Annotated in this window: 42 protein-coding genes and 1 pseudogene; 1 reads left to right on the top strand and 42 read right to left on the bottom strand. The window is 68.7% G+C overall.

Features of this window, described 5'->3' with window-relative positions:
• From ABD250_RS17980 to ABD250_RS17775, 42 genes and pseudogenes are all read right to left on the bottom strand, one after another.
• Positions 1-220, bottom strand: a pseudogene (locus ABD250_RS17980) (hypothetical protein); the annotation flags it as partial.
• 59 nt (positions 221-279) lie between these two features.
• Positions 280-666 carry a hypothetical protein gene (locus tag ABD250_RS17975; protein WP_182657807.1) on the bottom strand — a complete coding sequence of 129 codons (387 nt, stop codon included), beginning with the start codon at positions 664-666 and terminating at the stop codon, positions 280-282.
• A 123-nt stretch (positions 667-789) separates the two neighbouring features.
• A complete protein-coding gene (locus tag ABD250_RS17970; RefSeq protein WP_182657806.1) occupies positions 790-1,383 on the bottom strand; it encodes a phage tail tube protein in 594 nt (197 codons plus the stop codon).
• A 65-nt stretch (positions 1,384-1,448) separates the two neighbouring features.
• Complete coding sequence (locus ABD250_RS17965) at positions 1,449-1,832, bottom strand: hypothetical protein (protein ID WP_182657805.1); 384 nt, start codon at positions 1,830-1,832, stop codon at positions 1,449-1,451.
• Between the two features lie 3 nt (positions 1,833-1,835).
• On the bottom strand, positions 1,836-2,177 hold the full coding sequence (locus ABD250_RS17960) for a hypothetical protein (protein ID WP_182657804.1): 342 nt from the start codon (positions 2,175-2,177) through the stop codon (positions 1,836-1,838).
• 2 nt (positions 2,178-2,179) lie between these two features.
• On the bottom strand, positions 2,180-2,446 hold the full coding sequence (locus ABD250_RS17955; RefSeq protein WP_069388564.1) for a hypothetical protein: 267 nt from the start codon (positions 2,444-2,446) through the stop codon (positions 2,180-2,182).
• The gene (locus ABD250_RS17950) at positions 2,446-2,799 is read right to left on the bottom strand and encodes a hypothetical protein (protein ID WP_182657803.1); all 354 of its coding nucleotides are present in this window, start codon (positions 2,797-2,799) and stop codon (positions 2,446-2,448) included. Before ABD250_RS17950 ends, ABD250_RS17955 begins: the two co-directional genes overlap by 1 nt.
• Complete coding sequence (locus ABD250_RS17945; RefSeq protein ID WP_182657802.1) at positions 2,796-3,164, bottom strand: hypothetical protein; 369 nt, start codon at positions 3,162-3,164, stop codon at positions 2,796-2,798. Before ABD250_RS17945 ends, ABD250_RS17950 begins: the two co-directional genes overlap by 4 nt.
• Positions 3,165-3,233: 69 nt before the next feature.
• Positions 3,234-3,683 (bottom strand): hypothetical protein, encoded by a 450-nt coding sequence (locus ABD250_RS17940; protein ID WP_182657801.1) that lies wholly within the window; start codon positions 3,681-3,683, stop codon positions 3,234-3,236.
• A 4-nt stretch (positions 3,684-3,687) separates the two neighbouring features.
• On the bottom strand, positions 3,688-4,626 hold the full coding sequence (locus ABD250_RS17935) for a phage major capsid protein (protein WP_182657800.1): 939 nt from the start codon (positions 4,624-4,626) through the stop codon (positions 3,688-3,690).
• 22 nt (positions 4,627-4,648) lie between these two features.
• Positions 4,649-5,080, bottom strand: coding sequence for a hypothetical protein (locus ABD250_RS17930; protein ID WP_182657799.1), 432 nt, complete (start codon positions 5,078-5,080; stop codon positions 4,649-4,651).
• Positions 5,080-6,474 (bottom strand): phage protease, encoded by a 1,395-nt coding sequence (locus ABD250_RS17925; RefSeq protein ID WP_182657827.1) that lies wholly within the window; start codon positions 6,472-6,474, stop codon positions 5,080-5,082. Before ABD250_RS17925 ends, ABD250_RS17930 begins: the two co-directional genes overlap by 1 nt.
• Positions 6,467-7,789, bottom strand: a complete 1,323-nt coding sequence (locus tag ABD250_RS17920) for a phage portal protein family protein (protein ID WP_182657798.1) — start codon at positions 7,787-7,789, stop codon at positions 6,467-6,469. The genes ABD250_RS17925 and ABD250_RS17920 overlap by 8 nt, the downstream gene beginning before the upstream one ends.
• An 18-nt stretch (positions 7,790-7,807) precedes the next feature.
• Positions 7,808-9,433, bottom strand: a complete 1,626-nt coding sequence (locus ABD250_RS17915) for a hypothetical protein (protein ID WP_182657797.1) — start codon at positions 9,431-9,433, stop codon at positions 7,808-7,810.
• Positions 9,384-9,731 (bottom strand): hypothetical protein, encoded by a 348-nt coding sequence (locus tag ABD250_RS17910; protein WP_069388580.1) that lies wholly within the window; start codon positions 9,729-9,731, stop codon positions 9,384-9,386. Before ABD250_RS17910 ends, ABD250_RS17915 begins: the two co-directional genes overlap by 50 nt.
• Before the next feature lie 108 nt (positions 9,732-9,839).
• Positions 9,840-10,208: a hypothetical protein gene (locus tag ABD250_RS17905; RefSeq protein ID WP_182657796.1), complete on the bottom strand. Its 369-nt coding sequence runs from the start codon at positions 10,206-10,208 to the stop codon at positions 9,840-9,842.
• On the bottom strand, positions 10,208-10,435 hold the full coding sequence (locus ABD250_RS17900) for a hypothetical protein (protein WP_182657795.1): 228 nt from the start codon (positions 10,433-10,435) through the stop codon (positions 10,208-10,210). Before ABD250_RS17900 ends, ABD250_RS17905 begins: the two co-directional genes overlap by 1 nt.
• 190 nt (positions 10,436-10,625) lie before the next feature.
• Positions 10,626-11,273: a hypothetical protein gene (locus ABD250_RS17895; protein ID WP_182657794.1), complete on the bottom strand. Its 648-nt coding sequence runs from the start codon at positions 11,271-11,273 to the stop codon at positions 10,626-10,628.
• A 49-nt stretch (positions 11,274-11,322) separates the two neighbouring features.
• Entirely contained in the window at positions 11,323-12,492 is a 1,170-nt protein-coding gene (locus ABD250_RS17890; RefSeq protein ID WP_338404118.1) for an HNH endonuclease, read from the bottom strand.
• A gap of 241 nt (positions 12,493-12,733) precedes the next feature.
• Complete coding sequence (locus ABD250_RS17885; RefSeq protein WP_182657793.1) at positions 12,734-13,909, bottom strand: RtcB family protein; 1,176 nt, start codon at positions 13,907-13,909, stop codon at positions 12,734-12,736.
• A complete protein-coding gene (locus ABD250_RS17880; protein ID WP_277817553.1) occupies positions 13,906-14,037 on the bottom strand; it encodes a hypothetical protein in 132 nt (43 codons plus the stop codon). Before ABD250_RS17880 ends, ABD250_RS17885 begins: the two co-directional genes overlap by 4 nt.
• Positions 14,027-14,443: a hypothetical protein gene (locus ABD250_RS17875; RefSeq protein WP_182657792.1), complete on the bottom strand. Its 417-nt coding sequence runs from the start codon at positions 14,441-14,443 to the stop codon at positions 14,027-14,029. Before ABD250_RS17875 ends, ABD250_RS17880 begins: the two co-directional genes overlap by 11 nt.
• A 130-nt stretch (positions 14,444-14,573) precedes the next feature.
• Positions 14,574-14,879: a hypothetical protein gene (locus tag ABD250_RS17870; RefSeq protein ID WP_182657791.1), complete on the bottom strand. Its 306-nt coding sequence runs from the start codon at positions 14,877-14,879 to the stop codon at positions 14,574-14,576.
• A gap of 181 nt (positions 14,880-15,060) precedes the next feature.
• Positions 15,061-15,408, bottom strand: coding sequence for a hypothetical protein (locus ABD250_RS17865; protein WP_182657790.1), 348 nt, complete (start codon positions 15,406-15,408; stop codon positions 15,061-15,063).
• Positions 15,409-15,446: 38 nt separating this feature from the next.
• Positions 15,447-15,767 carry a hypothetical protein gene (locus ABD250_RS17860; protein ID WP_182657789.1) on the bottom strand — a complete coding sequence of 107 codons (321 nt, stop codon included), beginning with the start codon at positions 15,765-15,767 and terminating at the stop codon, positions 15,447-15,449.
• The gene (locus tag ABD250_RS17855; protein ID WP_182657788.1) at positions 15,764-16,492 is read right to left on the bottom strand and encodes a hypothetical protein; all 729 of its coding nucleotides are present in this window, start codon (positions 16,490-16,492) and stop codon (positions 15,764-15,766) included. Before ABD250_RS17855 ends, ABD250_RS17860 begins: the two co-directional genes overlap by 4 nt.
• 246 nt (positions 16,493-16,738) lie before the next feature.
• Entirely contained in the window at positions 16,739-16,876 is a 138-nt protein-coding gene (locus ABD250_RS17850; RefSeq protein WP_182657787.1) for a hypothetical protein, read from the bottom strand.
• A 52-nt stretch (positions 16,877-16,928) separates the two neighbouring features.
• On the bottom strand, positions 16,929-17,483 hold the full coding sequence (locus ABD250_RS17845; RefSeq protein ID WP_182657786.1) for a 3'-5' exonuclease: 555 nt from the start codon (positions 17,481-17,483) through the stop codon (positions 16,929-16,931).
• Positions 17,480-18,490 (bottom strand): DNA translocase FtsK, encoded by a 1,011-nt coding sequence (locus ABD250_RS17840; RefSeq protein ID WP_182657785.1) that lies wholly within the window; start codon positions 18,488-18,490, stop codon positions 17,480-17,482. The genes ABD250_RS17845 and ABD250_RS17840 overlap by 4 nt, the downstream gene beginning before the upstream one ends.
• Positions 18,487-19,065 (bottom strand): hypothetical protein, encoded by a 579-nt coding sequence (locus tag ABD250_RS17835; protein ID WP_182657784.1) that lies wholly within the window; start codon positions 19,063-19,065, stop codon positions 18,487-18,489. The genes ABD250_RS17840 and ABD250_RS17835 overlap by 4 nt, the downstream gene beginning before the upstream one ends.
• On the bottom strand, positions 19,062-19,229 hold the full coding sequence (locus tag ABD250_RS17830) for a hypothetical protein (protein WP_182657783.1): 168 nt from the start codon (positions 19,227-19,229) through the stop codon (positions 19,062-19,064). Before ABD250_RS17830 ends, ABD250_RS17835 begins: the two co-directional genes overlap by 4 nt.
• Positions 19,219-20,646: a ParB/RepB/Spo0J family partition protein gene (locus tag ABD250_RS17825; RefSeq protein WP_182657782.1), complete on the bottom strand. Its 1,428-nt coding sequence runs from the start codon at positions 20,644-20,646 to the stop codon at positions 19,219-19,221. The genes ABD250_RS17830 and ABD250_RS17825 overlap by 11 nt, the downstream gene beginning before the upstream one ends.
• A 301-nt stretch (positions 20,647-20,947) precedes the next feature.
• Positions 20,948-21,187, bottom strand: a complete 240-nt coding sequence (locus tag ABD250_RS17820) for a hypothetical protein (protein ID WP_182657781.1) — start codon at positions 21,185-21,187, stop codon at positions 20,948-20,950.
• Complete coding sequence (locus ABD250_RS17815) at positions 21,184-21,306, bottom strand: hypothetical protein (protein WP_344393568.1); 123 nt, start codon at positions 21,304-21,306, stop codon at positions 21,184-21,186. Before ABD250_RS17815 ends, ABD250_RS17820 begins: the two co-directional genes overlap by 4 nt.
• Before the next feature lie 230 nt (positions 21,307-21,536).
• Positions 21,537-21,791, bottom strand: coding sequence for a hypothetical protein (locus ABD250_RS17810; protein ID WP_182657780.1), 255 nt, complete (start codon positions 21,789-21,791; stop codon positions 21,537-21,539).
• Entirely contained in the window at positions 21,788-22,132 is a 345-nt protein-coding gene (locus ABD250_RS17805; protein WP_241730454.1) for a hypothetical protein, read from the bottom strand. The genes ABD250_RS17810 and ABD250_RS17805 overlap by 4 nt, the downstream gene beginning before the upstream one ends.
• A gap of 8 nt (positions 22,133-22,140) precedes the next feature.
• Positions 22,141-22,365 carry a hypothetical protein gene (locus ABD250_RS17800; protein WP_182657779.1) on the bottom strand — a complete coding sequence of 75 codons (225 nt, stop codon included), beginning with the start codon at positions 22,363-22,365 and terminating at the stop codon, positions 22,141-22,143.
• Positions 22,362-22,625 (bottom strand): hypothetical protein, encoded by a 264-nt coding sequence (locus ABD250_RS17795; protein ID WP_182657778.1) that lies wholly within the window; start codon positions 22,623-22,625, stop codon positions 22,362-22,364. The genes ABD250_RS17800 and ABD250_RS17795 overlap by 4 nt, the downstream gene beginning before the upstream one ends.
• Before the next feature lie 223 nt (positions 22,626-22,848).
• The gene (locus tag ABD250_RS17790) at positions 22,849-23,238 is read right to left on the bottom strand and encodes a hypothetical protein (protein ID WP_182657777.1); all 390 of its coding nucleotides are present in this window, start codon (positions 23,236-23,238) and stop codon (positions 22,849-22,851) included.
• Entirely contained in the window at positions 23,235-23,510 is a 276-nt protein-coding gene (locus ABD250_RS17785) for a hypothetical protein (RefSeq protein WP_182657776.1), read from the bottom strand. Before ABD250_RS17785 ends, ABD250_RS17790 begins: the two co-directional genes overlap by 4 nt.
• Positions 23,507-24,262: a BRO family protein gene (locus ABD250_RS17780; protein ID WP_182657775.1), complete on the bottom strand. Its 756-nt coding sequence runs from the start codon at positions 24,260-24,262 to the stop codon at positions 23,507-23,509. The genes ABD250_RS17785 and ABD250_RS17780 overlap by 4 nt, the downstream gene beginning before the upstream one ends.
• Positions 24,263-24,318: 56 nt before the next feature.
• Positions 24,319-24,513, bottom strand: coding sequence for a helix-turn-helix domain-containing protein (locus tag ABD250_RS17775; RefSeq protein WP_182657774.1), 195 nt, complete (start codon positions 24,511-24,513; stop codon positions 24,319-24,321).
• Positions 24,514-24,618: 105 nt separating this feature from the next.
• Between ABD250_RS17775 and ABD250_RS17770 the strand changes: the two genes are divergently transcribed.
• On the top strand, positions 24,619-24,865 hold a 247-nt coding region (locus ABD250_RS17770; RefSeq protein WP_344393563.1), incomplete at its 3' end, for a helix-turn-helix domain-containing protein.

The following is a 24,865-nucleotide window of genomic DNA, read 5'->3' as shown; positions in this document are numbered from 1 at the left end:
CGAGCTTCTTCTCGTCCTTCGACCACGGGTACGGACGGAACTTCGGCATCTTCGGCTTCTTGCGCTTCTGCCAGACCAGGCGCTGGTCGATCACCTTGAGCAGGTGGATCTGCTGCCACTGCAGCGCCTCGTTCCACGTCCACAACTGGCCGTCGTTCTGAGCCCGATGCAGCGCCGACGTAGGTGGCAGGCCATTGATCAGAGAGACGAGCATCCGCACGGTGATCTCGCCGCGCCAGAAGGCGGCGACGGGATCACCGAGCGACGGATACTGAGCGATCAGCGCCGCTTCACACGCCTCCGGGTAGCGCGCGAGGACCTCCGGGTAGGGTCCGCCTGCGTATCCGCGTAGGCCTCGAGAGCGGCGTTGATGTGCTTCATCTGGCCGCCTGCAGCGCGGAACTTCTCGCCCTGCTCGTCGCCGAGGTACAGGTCAATCAGCGCGGTCCGGAACTCCGAGGAATCGATCTCCCCGTCGTCCAGATCGTCGCGCAGATCCTCCAGGTCGTACTGGAGAGAGTCGTCCGCGAGACGCGGGTCGATGCACCACCACGTCTCACCGAGGGCGATGAACGGGAACCGGTCGGCGCTTCCGACGACCTCCTCGCGCTTGGCGAGCATCGCGTCGATGTCGATGGGCTTGTCGGAGAACTTGTCCATGGCCACGGTGGGCCTCCTTCATGTCGGGCTGTCGGGCATGAGGTGGCCCCGGTCGCGCGTGCCCGACAAGGCGCACGACCGGGGCCGTCAGTGGGGCCGCCCGAGGGCGGCCGAATGGGGGAGGACGGATCAGGGGGTGGCCGGGGTGGGCAGGTCCCAGCCCTCGAGGAACTTGCGCTTGCAGGACCAGCCCTGCGCCGTGAGGTAGCCCTTGATCGTGATGGGGTACCCGATCAGCGAGCCCTTCGTGTACGTCTGGCCACCGCGCTCGGAAATGCCGCCGTTGGGGATCTCGATGCGGCGCCGGTACGGGTCGTCGATGACGTCGATGCCGAAGAACACGCGGTGCTTCTTCGGGATGTTGCCGTCGACGAACTCGATCGAGCCGTCCGCGTTGCGGGTCATGTCCGCTTCCTGCTTGCGGAAGTACAGCGCGACCGTGTCGTACGACGTGGTCCACAGGGTGGTCTCCCACGTGATCAGCACGCTGGTGATGTCCTCGCGGACCTCTGCCGTGGCCTGCCAGGGGGTGAAACCCTCGGAGGACTCGTCGACCGACTCGGTGATCCCCTCGTCGGAGATCCAGCCCAGGTCGATGAACTCCTCGGCCCACTCGGCCATCCCGTCGGGGGCGATCGTGCCCAGGGGTGCGTACATCAGCTGCCCGGTCACGCCCATGCGGACCAGTTCGTCGTCGTAGTTGTCGCCAATCGGGGTGCTCATAGCGTTCCTTCCTGAAATGCGTGAAGCCCCCGAGGATTCGGGGGCTTCGTCGGTGGTGGGTCCCGCTACGAGCGGGCGAGGAAACTCACGGCCGCGCCGTAGCGGCGGACGTTCTCGTTCCTGTCGGGGCGGGGTGTCAGGGCCGGACGACGGCTAATCGTCGCCGCGCGCGAGGCCAGCGGCACCGCCAGTCGCGCTCGCACGGCCTGGCCCACGTCCCGGGCCGTGACCTTCTTGGCCGCGTAGACGTCGACGTCGGCGTCCAGGCGGTCGAGGGACAGCCGCCCGTCCCATGACTGGAGCTCCTGGGTAGCCGGCAGCGCGGTCACCTGAATGAACGGGAGCGGACTGTCCGGGCGCATCTCGGGGCCCACCCCGGCCGCTCCCAGCTCATCGAGGACCGGCTTGAGGTGGGCGACGAGCTCGGACTCGATGTCGACGTCAGCCATGGCCTACCGCTTCCGGGGAGCCTTCGCGGCCGGCTGCGAGGAGTCGGCCGCGGCGACCGCGTCATCCAGGGCCGCCCCATCAGCGTCAGTGTCGGCGGCGGTCTGCGGCCGCTCGGTCGGGGCGGCCTCGTCGCCGTCCTTGCTCTTGGCCTTCTCCAGTGATGCCGCGCGCGTGTGCATCGACGGCCGGGCCGGAGGTACGTCCTTCTCGCTGACGTACTGCGCCTGCCCGGTGCGGACCGCGGCGCGTGCCTCCCGCGGCCGCAGTTCCTCGGTCTTGCCGACCTTGCTCGGGTCCGAGTGGGCCGCCCACTTGACCTTGATCGTCTCTTCCTTCGTTGCCATGGTCATGCCTCTCTGATTGCGCGCCCCAGGGCGCGGATTCTGGGGGTCGACTCCGAGCCGTACTCCTCGATGGGGGAGTCCGACACGATGTTCACGTAAGCGCGGCCACCGGGCCGGATGCCCGACTTGACCGTGATGCGGGCCTTGCCGCCCTCGGCGTTGGTGATCGCCTGAGCGCGGGCCGCCTTCGCCCGCGCCACCTTCATCAGGTGGGCGCGGACCTGCCGGTTGCGGTTGATCTGGTCGAACATCTTCTTCGACATCGCCATCAGCCGGACACCCTCTCGAGCATCGCCTCGACGTGATGGACACCGTCCGGCTTCATCGGATGGGGGAACCGCAGGATGTCGCCGATGACCGCGAACACGAGCCCCGAGGGGATGCGGATCCGGTCGATCGGCCGCAGCGGCAGATCCCTGCCGGGTGGCGATATGAGCTGCCACCCGGTGACGACCTGCGGCCGCTCCGCGGGCCCCTCGGACGAGCTGAGCGGCTGCACCGACACCATGAAGTCGACCGGCACCGGCTCCGGTTCGGACCAGTCCAGCACGTCCGTCCCGAATTCGTCCTCCGCGACCGTCGGCCGCAGGATCGTGATCGTCGTGGTGAACCCCGGCCTCATCCGACCTCATCTCCAAAGTGCCACGACGGGGAGAGCGCACTGGGCGCCCCGAACATGGCCAGATGCCAGTCCAGGAGCCGCAGCGCGCCCGCCGTGGCGACGAGCGTGCCAGAGCCCGCGAGGGCCCCGTTGCGCCACGAGTAGGACTGGTGGCCCCGGTACTCGCCCGGGGCGAGCGCCTCGGCCACCATGTCGACCACGACGATCTTCGCGAGACCCATCTGCTCGGGGTCCGCACGGTCGATCGTCACGTACTGATCCAGTAGCCGCGACGCCGCGACGATCAGGGACCCGGCCCGGTGGGTGTCCACATCCGAGAACGGGCGCTCCACCTCGTACCCGACGTCATGCGCCTCGGCGTACATGCGCGGCTCCTTCCTGTGCCAGCCTCCGGCGCACCACTACGAGGTGATGCGCCGGAGGGGCGCCCGGGGTCACCCGTACAGGGCGATCAGATCGGCGCGAGTGGCGTCGGCCGCCTCGTCGGGGTCGTGCCCCTGGGCGACGGCGTACTCGCGCCAGGCGGCCACGGGGCCGGTCTTGGCCGGCTTCTCGACCGTCTCCTTAGTGGAGTCGTCGGGATTCTGGTCGCCGGTCTCGTCGTCCGGGTTCTGGTCCCCCTGGCCGTCACCGTTGTCGCCGCCTCCGTCGCCGTTGCCCTCGTCGGTCTTCGGCTTCTCCGGGGGCGGCTTCTGCTCGGTCTTGGTCGACTTCGCAGCCGCGCGCTTGATCGGCTCGACGGCCCCGATGCGCTGGAGCCGGGCCTCGTCCGCTCCGGTGATCTCGACGGTGGCCCCCTTGCGGTGCCGGACGAACCGGAACTGCTCGGTGGGCTTGGAGAGCACCTGGTCCCACTGGTCAGCGAGGAGCTTGTACTTCGCCATCGGATCAGCCCCCCTGCACGCCGGTGATCCAGCACGCCGCGAGCGGCTGGTCGACGCCCTTGACCCGCTTGCGGGAGGTGTCCGAGCGCCACGACTCGGTCGGGCCGCCGTTGGGTCCGCCGCCCTCGGGGTACATGTTCGTCGACTGCAGCACGCGGGTGTCGGAGTAGAACCCGACCGTGCGGCGCTCGACGACCAGGACCCGGTCCAGCGGCCACGAACGCGACTGCAGCGCAGCCATGCCCATGATCTGGTTGGGGAGCTTGCCGGTGTACCGGATGTCCTCGGCGGCGAGGGTGTCCTTGTACACGTCGATGAACTTGTCGTTGTCCATCAGGACCGGGGTGATCGAGGCCGGCAGCACGACGGTGTCGGCCACGAACCCCATGGTGTCGTCCCCGTCGGTGTCGCCGGACAGGGACGCCGAGCCGATCTTCTCCATCGCCGCGGCGATGTCGTGCCGCGGGTTGCCGGCACCGTCGGTCCACGCCGCCGACGCGGGGATCTCGGGAATAGCCGAGTTCGACAGCAGGTGACGCAGCGCCCGGTCGTCGTTGCGGATGAACGTGTTGACGAGCTGCGTGATCTGCATCTGCGCCAGATCGAGCCGACCCTCGTCGATCATCTCCTTCGACACGCGGATGCCGCGCGCGATCTTCTGCGAGACCGCGATCTTGGGCAGGCCGATCGCGCCGGCGGTCACCGGGATCTCGGCGAACTCGGCGACCGGCTCCGGGCCCTCCTCGAGGTACAGCGGCGTGGACTCGTTGTACGAGACCAGGCCGTTGACGTTGGGGCCCGCATCGCGCAGCAGCGACTCGGAGAGGAACTGGTTGGCGAGCAGTTCGATGATCTTCGTCGGGACCAGCTTGGGGTTCCCGACGAGATCGTTGATCGTGATGCGGGGACCGTCGTTGACGCTCACCACTCCTGTGGGTGCCATGATGGCGATTCCTTTCTGGGGGTCAGAGGGTCCGGACGAGCCCGGACTGATCGGCCGCCGTGACACCAGCGGGTTCAGTGACGTAGCCGAGGATCCGGCCGGTGGGGGACGCGCCAGCGGGCTTGACCTTGCCGTCACCGGCGGAGACCACCGCCTCGCCAAACGCTGCGGCCGCGGAGAACACGCACCGCACTTCGATGCCGCCGTAGGCCACGGCCGTGTACTCGGGAACCGAGACGGCCGAGACGAGCGGGTTGCCGAACGCGTCAGCGCTCGAGGCGGAGCTCGGCGGGGCGGCATCGCCAATCGACACACCGAGGACGGTGCCCGAGTCGGCAGCGGCGACACCGATCTTGCCGCCAGTGCGCGCCTCGACGACCTGCCCGCCGCGGACGGTCTCGGTGACGTGGAAGGTCTTGGGGCCGTGCTTGGTGACCATGGGGATCGCGGACATCAGAAGCTCCAGTTCTTGAAGAGGTCGGACTCGGTGACGTCGGCAGAGGCGCCGACCTCGTCGCCGTTGTGGCCGATCTCAGCGACCGGCACCATGTTGTCGGGCAGGGACGCCAGAACATCGGCCATGCCGGCGTCGTGCTCGATGACCGAGCACCAGTGGTCCTTGCGCGAGGGCGGGATCTTCCCGGCGCGAATGGCGGCAGCTACCTTGCCTTCGCGGTCCTGGAGCTCGAGCTTCTTCTGCGCGGCGGCACCCGCCGCGGCCTGAGCCTTGATGCTCTCCAGCGTGGAGGCGTCGACCATGGTGAGACCCTTCTTTTCGGCTGCTGCGCGGATCTGCTCGACCCCCAGAGCGGCGGCGGAGACCGGCGCGGCGTCTTCGCCCTCGCCGGCGGCCGCCGCGGTGGAGGTGTCCACGAGCGCGGTGAGCGCCTCGAGGACATCCTGAGCGGTTGCTCCTTCTCCCAGGCTGAGCAGGCTGAGCAGCTCCGCGGCCTGGGTGTCGTCGAATTCCATCGACGTTCCTTCCTCTTCGGTATCACCGACCGCGGCGGTCGGAGCTTCGGGGCGGGACTCCTCACGGGAGGCCCACGCAATGGCGGGGGTCCGGCCGGACGCTGCGACGTACTCGCGCTTGACCAGCTCGGCTTCCCCCCACGTGATGCCGGTGTCGGCAGCGGTGAACGGGACCCGGTACAGGTCCCCGGTCTCGTCGTCGACCGCGATGACTTCGCCCGGGTCGACGTAGATCTCTTCGATCCACCACCAGTTGCTGGCGGCGGGTCCCTCGTAGAAGCTGCGCCGCACGTCCTCCACCGACTGCGACGCGGCGACCTTGATCGCCTGTGGCATGGGGGTTCCTTCCCTCGTGACCGGCATGGTGAACTCCGCCCCGGTCGGATCGGCGGATTCTGCGGCGGACACCCCGTACAGGGCCGCGATGTCCTGGAGACTGCCGAGCGTGCCGACGCCCGGCGCCGTCACTCCCAGCAGGGCTACGGCGGTCAGGACGAACGGGTGCTCGCGTCCGGTCTGATCGGTGAACCCGTACTGGCCCTCGATGGACCGGTCGGGGAACGCGGATGCCAGGACCGTGGCCAGCCACTCGGGGACGCCCTTGTAGTCACCGACGAGAGTCGATCCGTCATCGGAGACCCGCATGTTGTCGACCCACCCGACCGCAGGTTCGCCGTCGAACCGCGAGTCACTGTGGCCCAGCTTGAGCACCGGCCGGCGGATCGCCGGGGACTCGAGCGCGGACACCGCGGCGTACAGGTCGTCGGAGGTGACCGTCCATATCCCTGTCGAGATCGGCCACGTGCCGACCTTGATGAGCTCGACGTTCGGGATCGTCTTGAGCACCGGCCGCGGTGGCACCACCACCTCAACCATCGCCGTCACCCCCGTCCGTCTCGCTCGCCCCGGACCGAGAGCCCGGGTCGGGTGCGCCGAGCGCCCGGCGCAGCCACACCTCGAGGTCGTCGTCGACTGTGATCGCGCCCGAGTCGATGAGCGTGCGGACCGCCTGAGCGACCGCCATGTCGGTAGAGCCGATCGTGTCGAACGTCAGCGTCGGGGCGAGCACGTCGGTGCCGAACTGCCAGTCGACGAGATCGTCGATCACGTGCTGGTTCGTCGTGTCGGCGACCATCTGTGCGATCGCGTTCAGCGACGTGATGAACAGATCCGCTTGCGTGGAGGCCAGCGCGTACGAGCCGCCCTTGCCGTCGAGGTTCAGGAAGTGCGCGAGCGCGGTGCGGGCGATCTGCGCGTCGTGGTACTCGATGACGGTCCGCGCCGGGACCAGCATGCCGTTCACGCCCTTGAGGTCCAGCTTGGCGCCGAACGGCAGGCCCGCACCGGCGGTGTCTCCGGCGCGGTACTCGTTGGCCATCTTGCGGCCCTTGGCGATGTCCTCGGAGCTCGCCCCGTCGGGTGCGGTGTAGACCGGCACGCCGACGCCGTTGCGGCGCACCGAGATCGCCTCGATGCGCAACAGCTGGTCCTTGAGGAGCCAGTGCTTGTAGGCGCCCCGTAGGAGCGAGGTGCCTGCCCAGTCCGCGCCCTCCCGCTCGTTGACGTACGCGACCAGGCGGTCGACCGGGATGAACCGCCGGCCGCCGTCGCGGGCTTTGACGGTCCGGCCCGCGGGGGATGCCTGTTCGATGCCGACCAGGCCGCCGTCGTCGGCGACCTTGATGTCGGTCAGCGTGGAGGGCATCCGGGGGGCCAGCTTGCGCAGCTCGACGTCACCGGTGACGGGGTCCACGGTGACGACCTGTTCGAAGAACATGTGTCCCAGCGGCAGCGACAGCAGCGCGAGCCGCAGGTGCTCGGTCCAGGAGAACCGCGACTTCCGGCGCCGGGGGGCCGGGTTGTCGCCCGTGGTGAGCGGTAGCCCGAGCTGCTCGGCAACGTACGCGGCCACCTCGGGTTCGGCGTCGCCCGGGTCGATCCGCCACTTCGTGGACCGGATCGGCAGCGTGACGGCCTTGAGCACCGAGATCGTCTGAGCATCCGCTCGGCGCATCCGGTTGAACACCGTGACCGACTGGGGCCACCGCAGCTCGGGGACTTCCTCGATGTCGGCGTCGATGGACCAGTAGCTTCCCGGACCCGTGAGCATCGGCGACTGGGCCGACACGACGTACCCGACTTCGCCCACGGGCGCCGCAGCGGGCGCGGCGGCCTTCACAGTCTCGGTCATCAGCGCCCCCTTCCTCGTCTAGAAATTCGCGGTCATGAAGTCGATGCCCTCGCCCGGGCCCGACGCAGAGTCCGCCGACGTCGGCACGTGCTCGGGTGCCGGCGGCGGCGCATCGGCCGCGACGTCGAACTTGTCCAGCCCCCAGGCCGCGTTCGTCAGCACGATCAGCGGAGAAATGTCGTCGTTCTTCAGCCGCTCCCATGCCGCCCCGCCGGACTGCCCCACGTCGCGCAGCTGCGCGTGTTCGAGCAGCGGCGCGACGCGCGGGTCGCCGTCGTGGGTGAGCGTCTGGTTGTCGACCGCCTGGAGGAACCCGTTGGTCGCCTCGGAGAGCTGACCGGACTTGACGAACTCCGGCTCGATCTCCAGATCGGTGAGCGGCTTGGTCAGCAGGTCCTTGGCGATGCTCTTGTCGTCGAGCACGACCGCGACCGGATCGTTGGCCGCGACGGCCGCTGCGACCTTCGCCGCGATCTCGGTGGGCGAACCCGGGCCGCGGTAGCCGATCTGAACGTGCTTTCCGGTCGCGGTGCGTACCGCCGCGCCGATCGTCCACCGCCGCGACTTGCGCATCGCCGGGTCTCGGATCGGTTCGCACTCCACCGCAAGGCACGACGCGCCGGTCGCGACCGCAGTGAGGTCTCTGAGGTCGCCCCAGGCGTCGGGGTCGATCACCGGGGGCAGCTCCTCCGGCCCGTCGGTGGGCCAGTCGCCGAGCCCCATGTACTCGCAGCCGAACGACTTCCGGCCGGCCTCGGTCTTGCGGAACGTGCGCCACTCCGCGCCGAGCTTGGCCTCGGTCTGGATCACCCCATACGACGGATTCCCGACTCTCCACGACTCGGGGTCGTCCATGGCCGAACCGTCCGGTGACCGCCACTCCGCGTAAAAAAGCCCCTCTTCGCGTTCCTGCCCTCGAGCGCGCACCGACGCCAACTGCATCCCGTTCGGGTGTTGGTCGACGTTCACCGCGCTCGAGGTGTAGATCTTCTGCGGATCTTTCGCCGCCATCTGCGTAGGAGACAGCGCCGCGAGGTCAGCGAGGTCCAGGTCGTACGCCTCGTCGTAGATCGTGAGGTCGACGACGTCTAGACCACGGCCGGCGTTCGGCGATCGGGTGGTGAACACGACCTGCGCGCCGGTGGTGAGTACGATCGTGCCGCGCCCTTGCGAGCAGGTGTGCGACTCGTGGAACGCCATGAGGTCCGGCTGTGACCGGACCAGGTTCCACGTGCGCTTCCACAGCGACTTCGCGGTCTCCCACTGCTGCGCCGAGAAGATGATGTTCTCCCCGAGCACGAACATCCGGTAGATCACCAGCAGCGACAGGATCAGCGACTTGCCGTTCTGCCGAGGGACGATTAGGCAGCACTCCGGATGCGTCCAGGTCCCGTCCGGGTCCTTGGCCATGATGTGCTCGATCGACCACGTCTGCCACGGCATCGGGCGGACCTTCATCCGCCGCGCGAGCTTGACGACCTTTTCACCATGCGCCGAGTCGCCGACCGTGAACGACTGCGCCCACGGCGTCTGCCGGCCGGTGAGTTTCGGCCACTCCGCCGCGATGATCTCCGCGAAGATCTCGTCGACGTCCTCAGAGGTCGTCGAGGAGACCGCCGAGCTTCCCAGAGAAGGTGCCTCCATCACGCCTCCTCCGGATCTCCGCGAGCGTCTGCCTGAACACCGTCGTGAGCTGACGTGCTTCCTGCATCACCGAGTCGACCCGGATCTCGAGCACCTTGCCGCTGCGCCCCTCGGTCAGCTGCGCCCACAAGTCGGTGTCGCCGCGCAGGATCGCGTCGAGCTGGTCGAGGCGATCCTTCGTCCGGCCGGCCTCCTCGATCAGCGCCACCAGGTCCGCCGGGTCGTCGTCCTCGGCCAGCGCCGCACGCAGTCGATCGCCGCCCGACCGTTCGTCGGCGGCCTGGTCCTCGTCGGCCACCGCCGCCACCTCCTGCACGTGAGTTTCGAGCCCGGCAAAAACTCCTGACTGGCACCGGCGCAGGGAGTCAGGAGGGCGGGGGTCCAGATATTTTCGGGGTGGGGGGTCCTATCCCCAGTCCAGGACGTGGGCGCGCGGCTCCGGCGGCCCGGTCAGCGCCACCGTGGCCACCGCGGCAGCGGGCGACGGGGGCGGCCACACCCCGGTCAGCGCCGGGCGGAGCTCGTCCTTCGATCCATCCCCACGCTGACGGTTGCACGTCGAATGCATCAGCCGGTCAGCCTTGCGGCCGCCACGACTGCGGGCCTCCGAGTGGTCGCCCTCTAAGGTCTTGCCATCGAAGTTGCGAGCGGGATCCTTGAACATCGGACGCTCACACCACCAGCACGCGGTTCCTTCCACGTGACGACGACGCAGGCTCTCGACGTCCTGCTGGTGCCTCCACCCGAGACCACGCTCGGTCGTCGAGCCGGGCATCAGGTGAGCCGGTCGAGGATCTGTGCCTTCGCGAGGTCCAGCATCCCGAGCATCGTCGTGGCGGCGAGGTCGTCGTCCGCCTCGACGAGGACATACTCGGTGCCGCCGTCGGTCGACAGGGTGATGGTCAAGGCTGCGAGATGCAGCCCGTCGGGTGCGGCGTCCATGATGGCCTCCCGGTGGTTGTACCCGGCCGTGCGCCACGCGGGGGATGCGCGCCCTCGCATCGAAGCGGGGCCAGTTGGGAGATGCGCGCGGGCGACTACGGCCGGGAGATTAGATCCACGCTCGATGCCGCGGCGTGGGCTCACGGGTTCCACACGCCGACCACAGGGCGGGAACGACGAAGCGTCGGCGGTCCTGTGGACCCACCGCGCTCGCAAGGCGAAGCCTAGCACGTCGTGTTGGACAAGCCAGTCACATCTTCCGTTTCGCGTGTCGCACGTGATCGAGCACCTCGCTCACCGCGTACATGCGGCAGCGGGGCGGCCCGTACACCGACACCTTCCCTCGCTGGCCCCACTTGCGGATCTGCTCGGCCGTCGGCTGGTACTGGCCTTCGGTGTACTCGTCGACCAGCTGCGCGCACATCTCGGCCGACACCTGCGCAGTCGCGAGCCCCTGGGCGCGCTCGGCGGTGGAGTACTCGTCCAGGCGCCGAGCTGGCGGCGGGGTGGTGATCCCGAGGATCGTGGCGGCCCACGTGCCGATCTCATCCGCGCAATCCTGGCCCCACGCCTGCTGCGCAATCCGATGAGCATGTACCCGGAGGTGGAGTGCGAGCGACCGGTCGTCGTCGTGGTCGGGGAGATGCACGCCAGTGTTGTCGCGCAGGTTCACCGACCACGACATCAGGCAGGTGTGCATCTCGATAGAGGCCGACAGTGCGGTCAGGTTGAGGGGCGGCCGGGAGTCGGGCACACGCGGATTGCGTGCAGTCCGACCACCGGGCGGGCTGGTCTCCAGCCGAGCGATGCGCAGCAACTCGGCGGACGAATCGGCGATGATCTTGCAGTCGGTCGCCAGCGTGCGCACCGACTGCCGGTCGAGGAACGTCTCGGTCACGAAGTCTCCTGGGATGCGGGGTCGGACAGGTCGAGCAGGAGCAGCGGCATCAGCCCGCCTCGCTCTCGGTCACGCACTTGCGGCACGGCTCGGGCAGCCCATGCCGATCACAGTCGGTATCGGTCACAGTCGACGGGGCGCCCTTCCACTCGGCCCACGGGGATCCGATGCGGCCAGGGACATACACCTCGGGAGGTTGGCCGGCAGCACCCACAGGCCGAGCGGCAGGACCCGGAGCACCACCAGACGACGAGGGCCCGGCACCACGACCACGCCCCCGCCTCCGACGCCGCTTCCTGCCACCAGCCGGGCCCTGACCCTGACCGTGACCCGGCCCCTCACCCCGACCAGAACCCTGTCCCTTACCCAGCCCTGACCCTGACCCTGACCCTGACCCTGACCTGCGCGCGTCGGCACGCGTGCGTGCGAGGACAGCGTTCCGGGCTGATTCCACGTCTGGTTCCAGAGTGGTTTCCGAGTGGTCGGGCGGTGCTGGTCGCTCCTGGGCGGTCGGAGACGGCGAGCCGGGTGTCTGCGGTCGACCGGCCGGCGATCCTGCATCAGCGGCGGCCTGGCCCGGCGAGACGGTGGTCTCAGCGGCGGGCGTGGCCGGCGACGCGGGATCTGCGACGGCGGTCGGCGACACTCGGGGCTCTGCGTCGTCTGGACGCGGCCCGTTGTGAGCGGGAGGGGGGCGGAGCTGCAGCTCGGTCTGCGAGAGCTGCCGCTGGCCCTTGTGGCTGTTGCAGCCGCCGCAGGCGATCACGATGTTCGTCGAGCCGATCGCGAGGGTCGGGTCGACGTGATCGAGATGCGCCCGGTCTTCGGGCGCGCTGCGGTTGTCCTTCTGGCGTACTCGCTTACCGCAGTACCGGCAATCCGCCTCACGAGGACGGTCAGGGCTCACGCAGTCCCGGGCCCACACCTCGGCGCGGATCCGGGGCTCCTTGAGCTCCTTGGCCTTGCGGTCCTTGAGCTGTTTCTCCTCGCGGGTGGCATAGCCGTAGTCGGACCAGTCGTGGAACACGAACGCCCCCGGCGGGGGCTGCGCGCAGCGCGCACACGAGTGGCCGGCGGAGTGCCAGAGCCCAGCGGCGACCAGGAGGCCTGCGAGCTCATCGACCTTCGCCGGGTTCAAGGTGACCCGCACGAGACCCGCACGGGACACGATCCCGTCCAACGTCGACTGATTGATGTCTGACCCGGCCGACACCCACATCCCGAGTGCCGCGAGACCGCGATCATCACGCTCGAGGGAGAGATCGAGCAGCTTGCGGACCTTCGGGTTAGTCGTGAACTTGTCATCGACCTGGAACCACGGCATCAGCGCTCACCACCGGAACGGGGCTGCGCGACACGAGATCGAGACACGGGACACCAACTTTCAGACGAGACCAGACGCAGGACGAGGCAGCGGCGGATGGCGGCGAGCGAGGTCGCCGGGCTGGGCGGGGCACGGCCTACGTGCCCTTGACGTTCATCACCTGGCGCAGCTCGTGCACGACCTCGACCAGATCGGCCGCGTCCTCCATCACCTGGTCGATGTCCTTGTAGGCGGCCGGGATCTCGTCGACCCACTCGTCACCAGGCCGGTACACGATGCCGCGCATAGCCTCGTCCAGGTCGGCCGCGGTGAACCGCTTGCGGGCCTGCGTGCGGGACATGGCCCGGCCCGCGCCGTGCGGTGCGGAGAACAGCGCCGACGGATTGCCCTTGCCGCGCACGATGTACGAGCGGGTACCCATGCTTCCGGGGATGCACCCCATCCGGCCCTCGGTGGCGTCGATGGCGCCCTTGCGGGTCAGCCACACCTTCCGGCCGCCGACCTGGACGGTCTCGGTGTAGTTGTGGTGGCAGTTGACCCGCTCAGTCTCGCCGGCGTCGTCGTCGCCGAACAGGCGGGCGAGCTGGTCCAGGAACCGGTCCATCATCTCGTCCCGGTTCAGCCGCGCGAACGTCTGCGCCCAGTGCAGCTCCGTCAAGTACCGGGTGAACTCCGGAGTGCCCTGCGGGAGGTAGGCGTGGTCCCGGTCGGCGAGCTGGATGTGCCACCGCTTGCACAAGGCTTGGGCGATCTTGATGTGCTTCTGCGCGATCTTGTTGCCGACGCCCCGCGACCCGGAATGCAGGAAGCACCAGACGGCGCCCGTCTCGTCGAGGCACAGCTCGATGAAGTGGTTGCCCCCGCCGAGGGAGCCGAGCTGCTCACGCCACTTCGGAGAGTGAGACAGGTCGACCTCGTTCCTCTCTGCGAGCGCTTCGAGCTCGGCGACCCGATCATGGGTGTGGTCGTGGTGCACGCGGCTGTTGTAGTTGCCCGGCGACAACGGGATGGCGCGCTCGACCTGGTCCCGCAGCTCGGACAGGTCGATGCGCTCGAGGTCGGCCTCGGTGTATCGGGTTCGAGCCGCGATCATGCCGCACCCAATGTCGACGCCGACCGCGGCGGGGATGACCGCGCCCTCGGTCGGGATGACGGTGCCGACGGCGGAGCCCTTACCGGCGTGGGCGTCGGGCATGAGCGCGATGTGCGGGTGGATGAACGGCAGACCAGCGAGGGCCACCGCCTGGTCAATGGTGGTCTGGTCAATGTGGGTTGCCCACGAGAGGACGTTCGGGGCGAGCTGAGTGGTCACGATGTCTCCTTGATGGTTGCGAGTACGGCGTGCACGAGGCCACGCAGTAGTTCCGGAGTGGGGTCTGCGGCACCCCACGCGTCGAGCAGGGACTGCTCGGCCGCCGCCTTGTGCTCGTCACTGGTCATCACGGACCTCCGTCTGTGCTGTCTCGGCGATGGCGCGGGCCCAGGGCTTGGGTGAGATCGGCGGCACCCACCTAGTTATGGCGATCTTGAGGTCCGCCTCTTCGAGGATCTGGCGAATCAGCGGATCGTCCGCCAGCGGCCGGAAGCGGCGGCGTACAGCGTCTTTCAACGCGGTATCGCTGAGCCAGTCCTTGAGGTACCGGCGGTAGGGGTCGCGCATCGCTTCACGGTCGATGCGAGGCGGCTGGGTCAGCTGCGGCCAGTCAGGGAGCTCCCACCCCGGATACAGTTCGGTCCAGCTCGCGTCGAAGATGCGGCGCACGATCGCGGTGTGAACCGCTGCGCTGACCGCTTTTCTCGCGAGGCTCATCGGCTCGGGGGGCGGGAACTGCATCGGCTCGGTCACTGGAACTCTTTCCATCCGTGGACGGGGCATCGGGGGTCGATCCACCAGGGCCAGTCGGGGGCGTGGCGGTGGTCCTGTTGGGGGCAGGGGCAGCCCTTGGCGCGGGCCTCCTTAGAGCCGGGCGGCGGGGTCACGACGTCCACGTCTGACACCGCAGCTCTAGGTCGGCGGGCGCGTACAGCCGCACGTCCTCCCACCTGATGCGGGTCACCGCGACCACCTCGTCGGACAGGGGATTGTCCTGGTAGCACCAGCCGTCCGCCTCAGACACCGTGTCGTCCCGGTCGAGGATCCGGCGGCGATTCGCGGTCGTGACCACGAGTCCGTACCCGCGGTACCAGTCGACCCCGGTGTCGTCGCGGAACCCGTGCTCCACGAGCTGCAGGAGGTCACCGGCGATCGGTCCGCCGTCACGCTGACGATCCGGGGCGGTCACCACAGGGCCCCTTCCCGCTCCGCTGCCCGTTCGGCGGACCTTGTCCACCGGGCCGCGTAATGGCGGCAGTCCGCAGCCTCCCGGGGGTGTCCGTGCTCGGCATACATCGCGGCCTGCCGGGCCATCTCGTCGGCCCACGCTCGACATTCCATGGACGATTCCGGTTCCAGCACCTGGCCGATCACCCCTCGGCCCTCCCGTCGCCCTCGGCATCGTCCATGTCGGCGGGCAGCCAGTCGGACACGAAGCGGTGGACCGCCTCCACCCCGCGCTCCCCGCCAGGGTCCGCGTGCTCTCGACTCTCGGCTTTCATCACCCGGACCTCGCCGGACCGCCGCACCCACCTCTGAGCCCACTCCTCGCGCACCTGGTCCGCGGGGATCATCACCCACTCCTGGGAGGCGCTGACGTCTTCGACGCCCTCGAGGGGGTCGGGGGCGAGGAGGCCAGCCTCGGCCAGTGCGCGGGCGTAGTCGCGGAACATCGCGGCCATGATCGGGTACCGGTCCGGGTTGAAGTTCTTGTCCATCACCCCAGCCGCTTGTTCTATGGCGTGCTCCATGCCGGTCACAGGTCGGCCCCGCGCATCCCCGGCTTCTTGACCCGCTCATAGAGAGCGTCGAAGTCGGCCTTCTTCGCCCATACGACGACCTTGTTCGTCTCTCGCTCCCGGCCCAACACCGGGCCTTCGTGGGTGATCAGGAGACGATGGACCTCCTCGACAGTCGGCACGACGATCCACTTGGCCACGTCGGTCGGATCGCTGGACTTGGCTTCCTCATGGATCTCGCAACCGAACTCGCGAGCGGCAGCGGAAGCGTTTTCCCGCGTCACCTGATAGGCGTACACGCGCTGTCCACGGGGCTGGTATTCGTCCATCACGGTCACTGGTCCGCCTCCTGCCCGAGGAGGTCGGCGGGGAGCCACTTGCCGGCGCGATTCATCCGCCACTCGCTGCCGTCGGCCTCGTTCACCAGCCGGTAGTGCTCGGGGTGGCGCGTGGTCACCCTGGCCTCGACCGGGTCCACGGACTGCTCAGCCTGGATGTCGACCGCCTCGCGCACGGCGTCGACCGCAGACGGGATGTGGATGATGGCGAAGCCCTGGCTATCCGGGCCGCTCGTGTTCCAGCGACGCGACAGGATCGCCTTCTCGATGTCGGCGCGGGACACCGCAGGGGCAGTGGCGGGGACGAGGGGCACGAGGTTGCGGACCTTGTCGTCTGCCATCCAGAACGATCCGTAGACGACGTCAATCAGCCACGTGTTGCCGTCGCGGGCGTCGGGGGAGCGGCGGCGGCCGGACTCGAATCGGATCCACTCGGTGTCGGCGAAGTTGCGGCACTCGCCGGTGTAAACGGTGGTGCGGTCGCAGTCGGCGGGGTTGATGGGGGCATCGCCGACATAGCCGGTGACGGTGATCCCGTGAACGGGCCTGCCCTCCACGATCGGGGTCCGCTCCGGGGCGAGGGCCGCGGCGAGCTTCGCGCGCTGCTCTGCGGTGAGTCGGGCCCAGATTGACGACGGCTCGGCGGGGTTGGGGTTGGTGGCGTCGATGCCGAGGTGGCACACCTCGAGCTCGACGCCGTTGTCGGCTGTGATCTTCGTGCTCATGGTCGGAGGACCCTTCCGGTCTGGTAGTTCCATGTGCGGTTGAGGTGGTCGCGCTCCCGGTCCACGGCCTGTTGTTTTCGGCGGAGGGCTCGGGAGACGCGGAGTAAGCGAACGGCGCCCACGACCAGGAGGACGACCGCGGCGAGGAGCGATCCGACTACCACTGGGCACCTCCACGAGCGAGGCGCCGCATGGTCGCCCAGCCGGACCACGCGGGCAGGCGGGGGACGAGTGCGAGCCAATGCGTCATGCCGGTTCCTTTCGTGTGGTGGCCGCGTCTGCGGCGGCCTGGAGGCGGTTGCGGATCTCGTCCCGGACCGCTGGCAAGAGTGGGGAGTCGGGGCCGAGGACGCCGATCGCGTCGGTCAAGTCGGTGTCGCTCATGTCGGCGGCAGCCTCGGCGCACCCCTTGCACGCCTTCTCGGCACCCACTGCGCTACCTGCCCGCCAGGGAGAGGGCACGGAGCTTGGTGAACGCCTCCGCAGTCGCCCGCGCGTCACCGAGAGCCGAGTGCGCTTCCTGATTCGTGATGCCCAGGGCGGCGAAGATCTCGCCCGACGAAGTGGGCTCGGCCGGGTCAGTACGCAGGACCCCGGCGGCATACGTGGCGAGATCCCGGAGCCTGTAGCTACGGCGGCACTCCACCTCGTGCTTCTCCATCGCGTAGTCGATGAACCGCGCGTCGAACGCCGGGTTCACTGCCGCGAGGATGTTGCCGTCGAGCATCGTGGCGAGCGCCTCCCACCGCTGCCGGGTGGTCTGGACGTCGACCTGCTCGGCGTAGACGCCGCGCTCGAAATAGCGGTTGACCTTCATGGCTGCCGGATGTGCCCGCTCGAGCCAGTTGCCCATGATCGGGGTGGGCACGAAGTACAGTTCCTCGCCCGTGGCCAGGTCCACGGCCGCGACCTCGAGGACGTCATGGTCGAGCGGGTCGGTGCCGGAGGTCTCGACGTCGACGACGATCAGGTGGGGCAGGGTGCTACTCATGCGGCTTCTCCTCGAGGTGTGGCGTCCTCGGCCCGGGCGGCGTCGAGGATCTGGTCGCAGATGATGTCGACGGCGTCGGGCGCCTCGACGAGCTCTGCGTGGACGGGGCGGATCAGGTTGCCCGCGGTGCCGCCGATGACGTCGAACCGGTCGAGCAAGTCGACCAAGCGGGCCGCGTCGCCGAACCCGATGCGCAGCCGCCGCTGGATCACCGAGACCGAGCAGGTGCCGGCGGATGTGACGATGCGGACCGCGGAGATCAGGTTGTCGAGGTCGTCGCCGATCCGGCCGTCATGGACCCGGATCCCGCGGGGTGTAGAGGCGGGGTCGGGCAGGAGTGCGGCCCACTCGGCGGCTCGTTTGGTCGTGTACTGCTGGGAGTTCTCGGGCTCGAACCGGGCCAGGGTGCCCGCGAACCATGCCCCGACCGACACGAAGGCGTCGTCGGAGCCCTCCCGCTCGGTCAGGACGATCTGCTCGTCGTAGCTGCGGGTGGCGGCGGCGAACCGGCCGAGATCCGAGGAGTCCAACCACTGCGACGGCTTCGAGGCCGGCGGCCGGTCGATGTGGGAGGCGAGCAGGAACGGCACGTCCGGGAACCGGTCGGAAGTACGCGCGGGCAAGGGGACGGTGATCTCCTGGCCCGCGAACAATCCGGAGGTGTCCTCGATCTGGATCAACCGCTCGCGCGGCTGGGTGATCGTCAGTACCCGCTCCGGGGCGACAATCGAATCCCTCACCTCGGGGAACATCGTCAGGATCTTCTTGACGATGCCCGGCTCCAGCTCGAGCAGCGCCGACTCATCCGACGGGGACAGCAACGGCGTGCGGGCGACGGCCGACGTCACGAGGTTGGTGGCCCACACCAGCGCGACGTCCGAGCCCGCGGTGACGTCGAGCCGGACCCGGCTTAGCGCCTCGGAGGAGTCCTTGCGGTCGACGTGCGGCAGGACCGATGTCAGCGCGCGGCGCAGCCCCTCCCACGAGGTGGCGAACGAGACGGTCATGACGCCTTCTTTCCAGTGGTGCCGTACACCTTCTCGACCTCGTCACGGACAGCTCCGGCGGCGATGCGAAGGACGTCCGCCCTTGGCTTCGGTTGAGTTCTCGCCTGCTCGTCCATGCGGCGAGCGAGCTCGGTGAACGCGTCCCGATCCTTGGCCCGGGTCGAGTTGCCGTGCAGCGGCTTCACCGTGGCCGGAGCAGGTTGGGTTCGCAGCTTGGTCAGCTCGCGACGGTTCTCGGTCAGCTCCTCGCGTACCCTTTCGAGCTCGGCGCGGCCGCCCTCGAGCTCGCGTGAGGTCTGCGCGAGATCCGACTCGGCGGCGACCAGCTTGGCGGTCGTCTCGTCGTGAGCCTCCCGCTCGGCCGCGAGCTTCGCAGTCGACTGGGCGAGCAGATACTGGGTCTGGCTGATGTCCTGCTCCAGATCCGCGATGCGCCTCTCAGCAGCGAGGAGCGCCTCGCGATCACGGACACGGTCGTTAGTGGCCGGACGGCCGGGCTTAGAGGAACGGAACGGGCCCAGCAGTTCGGCGACTTGGTCACACACCGCGGGGTCGTTGACAACGAAAGTGGTCATGGTCGGGTCCCTAGGTAGTCGAGAAGGTCGGTCTGCCCGGCGACGGGCGGGTGGTCGAGGGAGGCCTCACGGCCGGCAATCCAGCGGTGGATCTGCACCCGGCGGGAGTCGTCCAGGGAGTCCCACCACGCAGCAGCCAGCCGGGCCGCGGGATCAGTCGTCACCATCAGAGGCGACATGGGCGTAGTAGGTGTCCAGGAGCGCGTCCTCGATGTCAGACAGCTCGTAGTCGAGCACCTCGCGGAGCAGTTCGAGGTACTTGGCGGTCTCGGGTTCCCAGAAGCCGGGGATGTAGTTGGAGAGCTCGCGCTCGCCCATCGCGGCCCAGCGGCACCACCACACGGTGAACTGCAGACGTAGCGACGACCACTCGGCCGGATCCAGTCGGGGGTCGCCGTCGCGCAGCTCGGGAATGTCGTCGCCGTCACCGTGGGTGAGGATGACGCCGAGCTCGGTGAGCGGCTCCCATTCGTACCCGCGCTCCGCCACCGCCATTCGCAGCAAGTCCAGGACACTGGCAGCCCACACTGGATCCTCGACGGCGAAGTCGACGTCCCACAGTTGGCGGAGGAAGGCGCGGCGACGATTCGCCGCCGTCTTTCGCTCCTCGGCTTCGACCCTGCGCTGCTCGTTGATCGCGGCGAGGTCTGGGCCGGCATGGGCCGACGTCGGGTTTCCTGGTGCCGGGTCGGCGGAACCATCTGACGGGCCGCTGGCGGGCTCGTCCTGCACGGTGACGAGGCGGTAGTAGCGGATCGTCGGCGGCCAGTGCTCAAGGTTCGCCGAGGTGACCGTGAACCGGATCGTGGCGTCCCCATCTTCCGGGGCGGTCGAACCGAGCCATTCGAGCTGGAACCCGCCGACTGGCTTGTGCATCGCCGACAGTTCGCGCTCGCTGGCCTCCGTGAAGCCGGACGCCTGGGCGTCGGCGCGTAGCTTCTCCTGGACCTGGGTGTGGCGGCGGATCGTGTTGGCGCGCTCGAGTTCGTACTCGAACCTCGGGGTGCCGATCGCGCCCTCGACGCGGGCGTACAGCTCGTGATCGTCGGTGAACTCAGCGAGAGCGATCGCGTGCGACAGGGTCAACTGCTTGTCGTCGACCGCGCGCCGGATCCGGTCGGACTGCGAGGCGATCGTGACGCGGTCCGTGACCTGCTTGCGAGAGCGCCCGGCCCGCTTTCCAACAGCAGCGGCCGACAAGTCCAGGTCCAGGAGCCGCTGGAACGCGTCGCCCTCCTCAGTAATGGTGAGGTCGTTGCGGGCGCAGTTCTCGGCGAGCATCGCCGAGAGGACCTTCTCTTCGGTGTCGAGGTCGTCGCGGATGATGCAGGGGATGGTCTCCCAGCCGAGCTGAGCGCACGCAGCGTGACGGGAGTTCCCCATCACGATCAGGTACTCCTCGTCGTCCACGTGATCGCCGACGGTGCCGGCACTGGCCGGGGCCACGATGATCGGCTGATGCAGGCCCTCGGCCTTGATCGAGGCGGCCAGTTCATCGATGCCGCGCAGCTCGCGGCGCACGTTCTGCGGGTGTGGGTAGACATCATGGATGGGAAGATCTGTGATCTGCAGAGTGGTCATCGGGTGGTCTCCGTTGGGTGTGGTCGGCGGGCCGAGCAGGTCGCAAAATGCGGGACCCACAAGCGGCTCTCTCGGTCAGCGGGATAGCGGCGGGCCCGGTCCCGGGCCTCGGTCAGGTCATGTCCGGACAGCTGCACCACAGTCGAGGTGCGGCGCCCGGTCGAATCAGTGATGAAGCGGCGGTGATAGATGCCCAGCTCCGGGTCCGGCGACACATCGAGCGGCACGGCCTTCCCCGAAGGGATGAGCGTGGCCCACGCGATCTCGTGTCGGCACTCGCGGCACCAGGCTGGGCGGCCCATCACGCGCCGCCGGTAACCAGGGCGGGATGCTTGGGCCACCACGCCTGGACGGGGAATTCGATGGTGCTGTTGTCGCAGATCCCGCCCATGCCGGCCCAGTACACGCCGCCAGCGAGGGCGGACGACTGACGTTGGGCGAGGGTGCCGATATGTCCGCGAGCGTCCGAGATGACCGTGTGCGGCGGACACTCCCGCAGCGCGGCCAGATCCGCGACAGCGCGGATCTCCCCGGCGATCATGACGCCACCCCGCTCGGCACGGGAGTGATGCCGCCGTTGTCGTCCAGCAACACCCACCTGCGGTACCGGAACACCGGCACCACCGCCGGGTCGACACCCTGACGGACCAACCACCCCATATCGCGGGCCTCATCACGATTCGACTCCGCGTGGGCATGGCAGGGAAGGCACACGGACAGAGCGTTCGCCGCACCGCCCGAACGCGGATCCCTCGACCCGCCCATGCCGCGAGCACGCCGGTGATGAAGCTGCGAACCCTCATCCCAACACCCAGCGGCCCGGACCTCACAGAACCCGCCAGAGCGAGTCATCACCCGCGCCTTCACCACGTCAGAGAACTGGGACACGCTCATGACGCGTCCCCGAGCAGAGGCAGTTGGTCCGACTCGGCGAGGGCGTCGCGGCGTGCGTCGAGCTCCTCATACAGCTCGTGCAGGGTGTCGTTGACCTCCTGGTAGGAAGTGACCGGCCGCCACTCCTGGCCGTCGATATGCAGCTCGACCGTTTCGCCCCGGTCGAGCGCTCCGCGGGCGACGTACTCAAGGAACGAGATGTCGCCGTTGCCGATGGTGAGCCCGGACCCGGAACGGCGTAGGTAGATCATCGGACGTCCCTCCCGGCGAGCACAGCGAGCTGCTGGGCGGTCTCCTCGGCGAGCTGCTCGACGTCGATCACCGCGAGGACCCGGCGGGCCTCGCCGACAGTCCGGGCGTACGACGGGGCAGCGGAGATCGGCGTGGGGACCGCGACGGCCGGCATCCCCTCGGAACGCCGGCACCGTGCGGGGCGGCGCACCGTCCCGGCCGTCGCGGAGCTCTGGAGGGCTTCGGCGGCGGCTGCCAACAGCGCGGAGCGCAAGCGGGCCTCGCGCGGCGTGGTGCCCGCGGGTGCGATCAGCGCGTCCGTGTTGGCAGACCGGACGTCACCCGCGGCATCGATGTACACGGCGACCATCACAGGCCCCCGTTCAGATGCCAGGCGATGGCCAGCATCACGAGCAGGTACCCGACGAGGCAGCCGATGACGATCCAGAGGGTGCGCTCGTCCTCCCTCATCAGCGGTCCGCCCGGGTTCACGGGCTCAGCCGGCCGCGGGGCCGGGGCCTCACCGCGGCCCGCCTGCGAGGCGTACGGAAGCGGGGCCGGCAACGGCCGGTCAGGGCGTGTGGTGGTTCTCATCGGGTCCTCCGTGGCAGATGGCGAGACGGCTTGACGCCCGTCGCGCGTTCGATCTCGTGGTGCTTGTGGCCCGCCGCGAGCAAGGCCGGGATGTAGTCGACGATGGAGTCGGAGCCGAAGATGTCGTCCGGGACCGGGAGGTCAGCGACGATCAGGTCACGGATCCGGCCCAGGACCACCCAGTCGGGCACTCGGGCCTCCGGATCCCACGAGATCGCGTGAGACGGCGCGAGGCTCGTCGCCGTGGTGGCGGTTGTCATGACGCCCGCCCCGGATGCGTGATGATCTCCGACAGCGCCACCTGGACAAGCTGGTGACGGCCCAGACCGAGAGGGCTCGCCACCCACACCCAGGCCGACGGCTCACGCGTCGCGAGATGACCGAACCGGTCGATTCCTCGAACGAGACGCTTACGCCGACCGGTATGCGCCACCGCATGAACACCGGCGGTGATCTCCGCCGCCGGGCGAGTGTCGGGGACCATCACTCCTCACCCGCCTTCGGCTCCAACGCGGACTCAGCGACGCACGAGTGCCACGACCCGGCCCGGACCGTGGCCACCGGGTGCTTGTCGTCTCCGTTGTGGAACCGCAGCTCACTCCCCTCCGGGCGGGCGTAGGTGATGTGCCACTCCGCGAGCACACGAAGGTTGCCGCCGGAAGTCTGCTTGACGACCCAGATCGTCGGCTTCGGGCCGTCCCCGCCCGCGGGCTGCGGCTTCGGCCGCGGACCGAACAGGTCGTCCAGGGTCGGTCCCACCCCCGGCGTACGCGTCATCGGCCCGCCAGCGAACTCCTCCGCCTCCACGACCGCCCGGAGATGCTCAGTGTGAGCCGCCGCGTCGAACTGGTCAGTGACCTCCAACCTGCTCATGACGCCACCGCCAGAAGCCGGGCCAGCTGGCGACGGATCTCGCGGCAATCACTGTCCGCGAGGTCGTCGTCAGCCAGAAGCGACGCGACCGCAGTGATCAGCCCGACCGCCTTGACCGCAGTGGGCGCGTGGCCACCGAGGACGACCTTGAGGCCCTTGCCGGACTTGGTCCCGCACGGACAGCCCGCGGGATGATCCCCCTCCGGCATGTCTTCGAGCGTGGCGACGAGCACGATCGGGTGCTCCGCCGTGTCGAGCAGTTCGTACATCATGACGCCACCTCGAGATCGAGAGACTGCTCCAGGCCCGCGAGCTTGCGGCGGAAGAAAGGGATGGCGGACGGCCGCGCGTACGGGCGGTGGGTCGGCATCGTCTCGCCCGTCTTCGGATGCCTGTAGGTGCCGAGCTTCACCTCGAAGTGGTGCGCGTACCGCTGGTACGGCAGCCGGTTCGACTGCAGCACCCCGAGACGGCGGAGATCACGGAACAGGATGTTCGGACCCCAACCCAGCGCCTTGGCCAGCTCCTGGAGACTGAGCAGGCCGGTCGCGTCCATCAGCTCGTCCGCCACCGCCGCCCGCGGCGCGAGCTCGCGAATGTGCGCCTCCTTCTCCTCGAGCGCGGCAGTCGCCTCGAGCACAGCGCGCGCCAGCAGCTCGGTCCGATCGACCGGCAAGGCCGGCGCGGGGGAGTAGGAGCCAGTGCGGCGGATCTCCGGGAGCACCGTGCCGGTGATCCAGCGACGGAACGCGGCGGCTTCCGGCTTGTCGGAGCGGATGACGACCTCGTACATGCCCGACTCGGACACGATGGTCGCGTTCTGCAAGCGACCGAGGGCATCCCGGATGGGGTGCGTCTGGCGCACCCCATCGTCAAGGCGGGAGGCGAGACGGCTCACGTCGCTGATTTCCAGCACGCGGGCGAGGTCGGCGAGCACGAACCACGGTTCGCTTTCGACGGTGACGACGCGCACCTGCACGTCGCCGTAGTTGAACGGGACGAGAGTCCCGGTATGATCTGACACGACAGACCTACTTTCTGTTCATGGCCCCGGACGGTTGCTGCCGTCGCGGGGCCGCTTTATGCGGCAGGGTGAGAGAGCAGAGCTTCGACGTCCGCACGTCGGTAACGTCGGTGCCCCCCAGGTGTGCGGAGGGGCGCGATCTTCCCGGCCCCTTCGGCGCGGAGAAGGGTCGACTTTGAGATGTGCGCAACGGCGATGGCCTGCGCCGGGGTGAGGAGTTCGTCTCCTGAGTACGTATCCGTATCGGCCATGTGCATACCGTGGCATACGCATCCGTATCGGGTCAAGCCGACACGCGTACGTTTCCATACGCGGTAGGGATTGACACGGTTTGAATAGCTTTATAGGGTGGGGACATGAACACCGAACTGAGCGGGGACTTCATCCCACACATGACTACGGGCGACCGTCTGCGCCGGATTCGGCGCGACCTCAAACTCACGCAGCACGAGTTCGCCGTGGAACTCGGCGTGAAGGAGTCCACCTACAACGCGTGGGAGACCGGTCGCAACGCCGTCGCCGATGAGGTGGCGATCGCTAAGCGCGTGCAGTTGCGATGGAAAGTGCCCGCCTGGTGGACCCTCGGCCTAGAAAGCAACGGCC

The organism is Dietzia cercidiphylli (genome assembly GCF_039531545.1).
Taxonomy (GTDB): Bacteria; Actinomycetota; Actinomycetes; order Mycobacteriales; family Mycobacteriaceae; genus Dietzia; species Dietzia natronolimnaea.
This window is presented reverse-complemented; position numbering and strand designations above follow the sequence as displayed.